We start from the raw sequence: 6,000 nt of genomic DNA, 5'->3' as shown, positions 1-6,000 counted from the left end.
CGTCGCGGGCGGTCGCTGCTACGACCGCCCGCAATCGGCACAATGACAGATCGCAAACACACAAGGGCAGCGCCGGCGGGAGGCAATCTGAGCCGCGCCAACCGTCGAACGCTGGTGCTGCCCTCATCCGACCCCCTTCGGGGGCCACCTTCTCCCGACAAGCGGGAGAAGGGGTTCTCTTGGGCGACCTGCGGCGCCAAGCTGGTGAAAACAGGGAGCGCCGCCATGACCGCCAATCGCCAGATCGTCCTCGCCGACCTGCCCAAGGGCAAGCTGGAGCCCACGCACTTCCGGCAGAATGAGGGGACGGTCGGCTCGCCGGGGGACGGCGAGGTGCTGCTGAAGGTGCTGTACGTCAGTCTCGACGCGGCCAACCGCGCCTGGATGCAAGGGGCGACCTATCGCTCGGCCTTGCAGGCGGGCGACGTGATGGCCGGCGGGGCGCTGGCCGAGGTGGTGAGCTCGAAGGCCGACAACCTCAAACCCGGCGACCTGGTGTTCGCCGACACCGGTTGGCAGGAGTACGCGGTGCTGCCGGGTAAGCGGCTGGCGAAACTGCCGCGGATCGAGCCGCTGACCAATCTCCTGAGCGTCTATGGCGTGGCCGGGCTGACGGCCTATTTCGGCCTGCTGGAGTGCGGACTGCCCAAGGCCGGGGAGACGGTGGTGGTATCGGCGGCGGCGGGTTCGGTCGGCCTGTTCGTAGGCCAGATCGCCAAGATCAAGGGCTGCCGGGTGGTCGGCATCGCCGGCGGGTCCGCCAAGTGCCAGATGCTGAAGGACGAGTTCGGGTTCGATGCGGCGGTCGACTACAAGGGCGGTAACCTGTTCAAGGACCTGAAGGCCGCCGCGCCGAATGGCATCGACGTCTATTTCGACAACACCGGCGGCGAGATCCTCGAGGCCTGCCTGTTCCAGATGAACGTGCACGGGCGGATCGCCTGCTGCGGGGCGGTGTCGCAGTACGACAGCGCCGCGCCGTTCGGGCCGCGCGGGGTGCCGGGCCTGATTGTCACCAAGCGGCTGGTCATGCGCGGTTTCATCGTCAGTGATTTCGCCGACAGGAACGACCAGGCAATGGCCGACCTGCAGGGCTGGACGAAGAGCGGCCAGCTGAAGGTGCAGGAGGACGTGCTCGAAGGGCTGGAGAGCCTGCCGGGCGCGCTGATCGGCCTGCTGGCCGGGGAGAATGTCGGCAAGCGGATGGTGCGGGTGGCGGGGTAGGCAGTTCCTCCTCCGGCGCGCAGCGACGGGGGAGGGGGACCGCCGGCCCGACTTAGGGCCCCCCCCCCCCCCCCCCCCCCCCCCCCCCCGCCGCTGAGTCGCGGCGGCGGTCCCCCTCCCCCGTGGGCTACGCCCCCGGAGGAGGAACTTGAGCGTTCCGCAGCCGTTCCAGCGCGCCTTGCAGGATCCAGGTCGCGGCCAGCTTATCCACCACCTGACCGCGCTTCTTGCGGTTGACGTCGTGCTCGTCGATCAGCACGCGGGTCACCGCCGCCGTCGACAGGCGTTCGTCCCAGAAGGCGATGGGGATGTCGCGCAGGCGTAGCAGATTGCGGGCCAGGGCGCGGTTGGACTGGCAGCGGACGCCCTCCGTGCCGTCCATGTTGACCGGCAGGCCGATAACGATGCCGAGCGCCCCGCGGCTCTCCATCAGCTTGAACAGGGCGGCGGCGTCCTGGGTGAACTTCTCGCGGCGGATGACATCGAGGGGGCTGGCCACCGTGCGGGTGATGTCGGAGACGGCGACGCCGATGGTCTTTTCGCCCGGGTCGAGGCCGACGATCGGCGCGTACTGCGGCAGGGCGGCCGGCAGGTCGAGGAGGTCGAGGATGGCCATGGGCGGGCTGTAGGCGTGGGGGAAGGGCGCGTCAAACGCCGCCAGGGCGCCGCAAGGGTCACTATCGGCGTGGAAGGCGGCCATTCCGGCCGGTTTTCCTTGTCAAAGCAGTCCCCCGGCGGCTAACCACCGCCTCTCGTTTCGACTGGAGTTTGGCCAATGGCCGTTGACGCCGCCACGGTGCGCAAGGTCGCCCGTCTCGCCCGGATTGCTGTTCCCGAAGAGGCCCTGGAGCCGATGGCCCAGGAAATCAGCGGCATCCTGCAATGGATCGAACAGCTGGGCGAAGTGGACACCGACGGCGTCGAGCCGATGACCTCGGCCGTGGCCGCGACCCTGCCGCTGCGCGAGGACGTGGTCACCGACGGCGATCGCGTGGCCAAGGTGGTGCTGAACGCGCCCAAGACGATCGACGGCTTCTTCGTCGTGCCCAAGGTGGTGGAATAGATGTCCGAGCTCACCTCCCTCACCCTTAAGGGCGCGCTGGAAGGGCTGAAGGCCAAACGGTTTTCGGCCGTCGAGCTGACCACAGCGCACGTCGCCGCCGTCGAGGCCGCGCGGCCGCTGAACGCCTTTGTCCTCGAGACGCCCGAGAAGGCCCTCGAGATGGCCGCCCGCTCGGACGCCCGCATCGCCTCGGGCGAGGCCGGGCCGCTGGAAGGCGCGCCGCTGGGCATCAAGGACCTGTTCTGCACCGAGGGCGTGCGGGCCACGGCCTGTTCGAAAATCCTCGGCGACTTCAAGCCGCCCTATGAGAGCACCGTCACCGCCAATCTGTTCGGCGACGGCGCGGTCATGCTGGGCAAGCTGAACATGGATGAGTTCGCCATGGGCTCGTCCAACGAAACCAGCGCCTTCGGGCCGGTGGTGAACCCCTGGAAGATCAAGGGCGGCAACCAGGCGCTGACCCCGGGCGGCAGCTCCGGTGGCTCGGCCTCGGCGGTGGCGGCGGACCTGTGCCTGGGCGCCACGGCGACCGACACCGGCGGCTCGATCCGCCAGCCGGCGGCGTTCACGGGGACGGTCGGGATCAAGCCGACCTACGGGCGCTGCTCGCGCTGGGGCGTGGTGGCGTTCGCGTCTTCGCTCGACCAGGCCGGGCCGATCGCCAAGACGGTCGAGGATGCGGCCATCCTGCTGACCTCCATGGCTGGGCACGATCCCAAGGACAGCACCAGCCTGCCGGTGGAGACGCCTGATTTCGCGAGCTTTGTCGGCCGGTCGGTGAAGGGCCTGCGGGTCGGGGTGCCGAAGGAATACCGCGTCGACGGCATGCCGGCCGAGATCGAGAAACTGTGGGAAGACGGCGTCGCCTGGCTGCGCGAGGCCGGCTGCGAGATCGTCGAGGTATCCCTGCCGCACACCAAATACGCCCTGCCGGCCTACTACATCGTCGCCCCGGCCGAGGCCTCCTCCAACCTCGCCCGCTATGACGGCATGCGCTACGGGCTGCGGGCGGAGGGGAAGAACCTCACCGAGATCTACGAGAACACCCGGGCGCAAGGCTTTGGCGCGGAAGTGAAACGGCGGATTTTGATCGGCACCTATGTGCTGAGCGCCGGCTATTACGACGCCTACTACCTGAAGGCCCAGAAGGTGCGTCGCCGGATCGCCGAGGACTTCGACCGGGCCTGGGAAACCTGCGACGTGCTGCTGACCCCGACGGCCCCGTCGGCGGCGTTTGCCCTGGGCGAGCGGAACGCCGATCCGATCGCCATGTACCTGAACGACGTCTTCACGGTGACGACCAACCTGGCTGGGTTGCCGTCGATCAGCGTGCCGGCCGGATTGGACGCGCAAGGACTGCCGCTTGGCCTGCAGCTGATCGGCAAGGCGCTGGACGAGGGGACGGTGTTCTCGGTGGCGGGCGCGATCGAGAAGGCGGCGGGCTTCCGGGCCAAGGCGGAGAAGTGGTGGTGACGGACGGTGCGCCTCTCGCGGCAGCCAACTGGAGCACCCTTACGCACGCCTACGGGGCTGCCGATGATATTCCGGCGATGCTGGATGAATTGAGCAACTTCCCGTCGGAAGGCGCTGAGCCCTGGGAAGATCTTTGGAGCTCGCTCTGCCATCAGGGCGATGTCTATTCGGCTTCCTTCGCCGCGACCCCAAGGATCGTTGAGGCCCTGAGTGGCGCGCCTAGGGATGCGAGCGACAGCTACTTCCATCTGCCGACCATGATCGAGATCAGCCGGCATGAGCGCGGCTTTGAGGTTCCCGAACCGCTGCACGAGGCCTATTTCGCGGCGATCAAGCGACTGGGCAGTTTGGCGGCGGAGGCGGCGACCTCTGCTCAATCAGCGGCCGGATTGCCCGTCGTTCTGGGCGCCGTCGCGGTGGCTCGAGGTGAATATGGTTTGGCTAAAGTGCTGACCGAGTTGAATGAAACCAACACGGACATCATCTTGAAGATGTTCGAGAATGGCGAAATCTGATGTCTGAGAAGACCACAACCATCAAAGGTCGCACCGGCGACTGGGAAATCGTCATGGGGCTGGAGATCCACGCCCAGGTGGCGTCGAACTCCAAGCTGTTCAGCGGCGCGGCCGTCGGCTTCGGGGCCGGGCCGAACGAGCAGGTCTCGCTCGTCGACGCGGCCATGCCCGGCATGCTGCCGGTGCTCAACAAATACTGCGTCGAGCAGGCGGTGCGGACGGGGCTGGGCCTCAACGCCCAGATCAACCTGAAGAGCCGGTTCGACCGCAAGAACTACTTCTACCCCGACCTGCCGCAGGGCTATCAGATCAGCCAGTTCGATCAGCCGATCGTCGGCGAGGGCGAGGTCATCGTCGAACGCGACGACGGCACGACCTTCACGGTCGGCATCGAGCGGCTGCACCTGGAGCAGGACGCCGGCAAGTCGATCCACGACCTCGACCCGAACGCCACCTACGTCGACCTGAACCGCTCGGGCACGGCGCTGATGGAGATCGTCTCGCGGCCGCACATCCGCACCTCGGCCGAGGCGGCGGCCTATGTGAAGAAGGTGCGGGCCATCCTGGTGACCTTGGGCACCTGCGACGGCGACATGGAGAAGGGCAACCTGCGGGCCGACGTCAACGTCTCGGTCTGCCGGGCCGGCGGCTATGAGGCCTTCCGCGCCAGCGGCGACTTCAAGCACCTGGGCACGCGCTGCGAGATCAAGAACGTCAACTCCTACCGCTTCATCCAGATGGCGATCGAGCATGAGGCGCGGCGTCAGATCGAGATCCTCGAGGACGGCGGCAAGATCGACCAGGAGACCCGCCTGTTCGACCCGGTCAAGGTCGAGACCCGCTCGATGCGGTCGAAGGAGGAGGCGCACGACTATCGCTACTTCCCCGATCCGGACCTGCTGCCGCTGGAGATCGAGCAGGCCTGGGTGGACGAGATCAAGGCCGGTCTGCCGGAACTGCCCGACGCCAAGAAGGCGCGGCTGCAAAGCCAGTATGGCCTGTCGCCGTACGACGCCGGCGTGCTGACCGGGGATGCTGACAAAGCTGCCCTGTTTGAGCGCGCTGCCAAGGATGCTGACGCCGTGAAGGCAAAGCTCGTCGCCAACACCGTTACGCAAGAATTCTCGACGTGGATGAACGCCGACGCCAGTGTTCGAATCGAGCGACGGCCGGATGGTGACGTTTTGGTTGTCGCGCCATTGCCTTCAATCACCGTGACGCCGCCTCAAGCCAACGTCGTGATCTCGGCGGATCATATCTCGTCTCTTGCGGACTTGCAGATCGGTCAAAAAATCTCGTCGAAGATCGCTCGGGAGGTCTTCGAGTTCATGAAGGCCGGCGAGGGTGACCCGCACGTTATCGTCAGCGCCAGGAGTCTGGAACAGGTCACCGACACCGGCGCCATCGAGGCCGTGGTCGAGAAGCTGATCGCCGCCAACCCTGGGCAGGCGGAGGCCGTGAAGGCCAAGCCGCAGGCGATCGGCTGGTTCGTCGGCCAGGTGATGAAGGAGATGGCCGGCAAGGCCAATCCGGCGGCGGTGAACGCGATCTTGAAGGCGAAGCTGGGGGTGGAGTGACGACCACTGGTGGCCCTTCTCCCGCTTGTCGGGAGAAGGTGTCGGCGTAGCCGACGGATGAGGGCAGCACCGGCGGCGGCTGGGCTGCCTTTTTTCGTGTGTTGGTTTGGTCTTCGAAGGCCGGTGCTGCCCTCATCCGACCCCCTAC

General features: G+C 66.9%; 6 protein-coding genes. 5 read left to right on the top strand and 1 reads right to left on the bottom strand.

The genetic code is table 11. The annotated features are described in order from the left end of the window. The first annotated feature begins 225 nt into the window (after nucleotides 1-225). Nucleotides 226-1,224, top strand: coding sequence for an NADP-dependent oxidoreductase (locus tag AC1RSK_RS13760; protein ID WP_492908125.1), 999 nt, complete (start codon nucleotides 226-228; stop codon nucleotides 1,222-1,224). 127 nt (nucleotides 1,225-1,351) lie between these two features. Here AC1RSK_RS13760 and ruvX read toward each other — a convergent pair whose 3' ends face one another. Beyond that, nucleotides 1,352-1,840 (bottom strand): Holliday junction resolvase RuvX, encoded by a 489-nt coding sequence (gene ruvX, locus AC1RSK_RS13755; RefSeq protein ID WP_492908129.1) that lies wholly within the window; start codon nucleotides 1,838-1,840, stop codon nucleotides 1,352-1,354. 159 nt (nucleotides 1,841-1,999) lie between these two features. Between ruvX and gatC the strand changes: the two genes are divergently transcribed. Genes gatC through gatB form a run of 4 tightly spaced genes read left to right on the top strand, consistent with a single transcriptional unit; the run spans nucleotide 2,000 to nucleotide 5,852 of the window. Then, a complete protein-coding gene (gene gatC / locus AC1RSK_RS13750; RefSeq protein ID WP_492908124.1) occupies nucleotides 2,000-2,287 on the top strand; it encodes an Asp-tRNA(Asn)/Glu-tRNA(Gln) amidotransferase subunit GatC in 288 nt (95 codons plus the stop codon). After that, the gene (gene gatA, locus AC1RSK_RS13745; RefSeq protein WP_492908123.1) at nucleotides 2,288-3,760 is read left to right on the top strand and encodes an Asp-tRNA(Asn)/Glu-tRNA(Gln) amidotransferase subunit GatA; all 1,473 of its coding nucleotides are present in this window, start codon (nucleotides 2,288-2,290) and stop codon (nucleotides 3,758-3,760) included. Beyond that, nucleotides 3,757-4,275, top strand: coding sequence for a hypothetical protein (locus AC1RSK_RS13740; protein WP_492908122.1), 519 nt, complete (start codon nucleotides 3,757-3,759; stop codon nucleotides 4,273-4,275). The genes gatA and AC1RSK_RS13740 overlap by 4 nt, the downstream gene beginning before the upstream one ends. Further along, nucleotides 4,275-5,852, top strand: coding sequence for an Asp-tRNA(Asn)/Glu-tRNA(Gln) amidotransferase subunit GatB (gatB, locus tag AC1RSK_RS13735; protein ID WP_492908121.1), 1,578 nt, complete (start codon nucleotides 4,275-4,277; stop codon nucleotides 5,850-5,852). Before AC1RSK_RS13740 ends, gatB begins: the two co-directional genes overlap by 1 nt. Nucleotides 5,853-6,000 lie beyond the last annotated feature (148 nt).

The organism is Caulobacter sp. GW821-FHT11A05, assembly GCF_058809015.1.
This window is presented reverse-complemented; position numbering and strand designations above follow the sequence as displayed.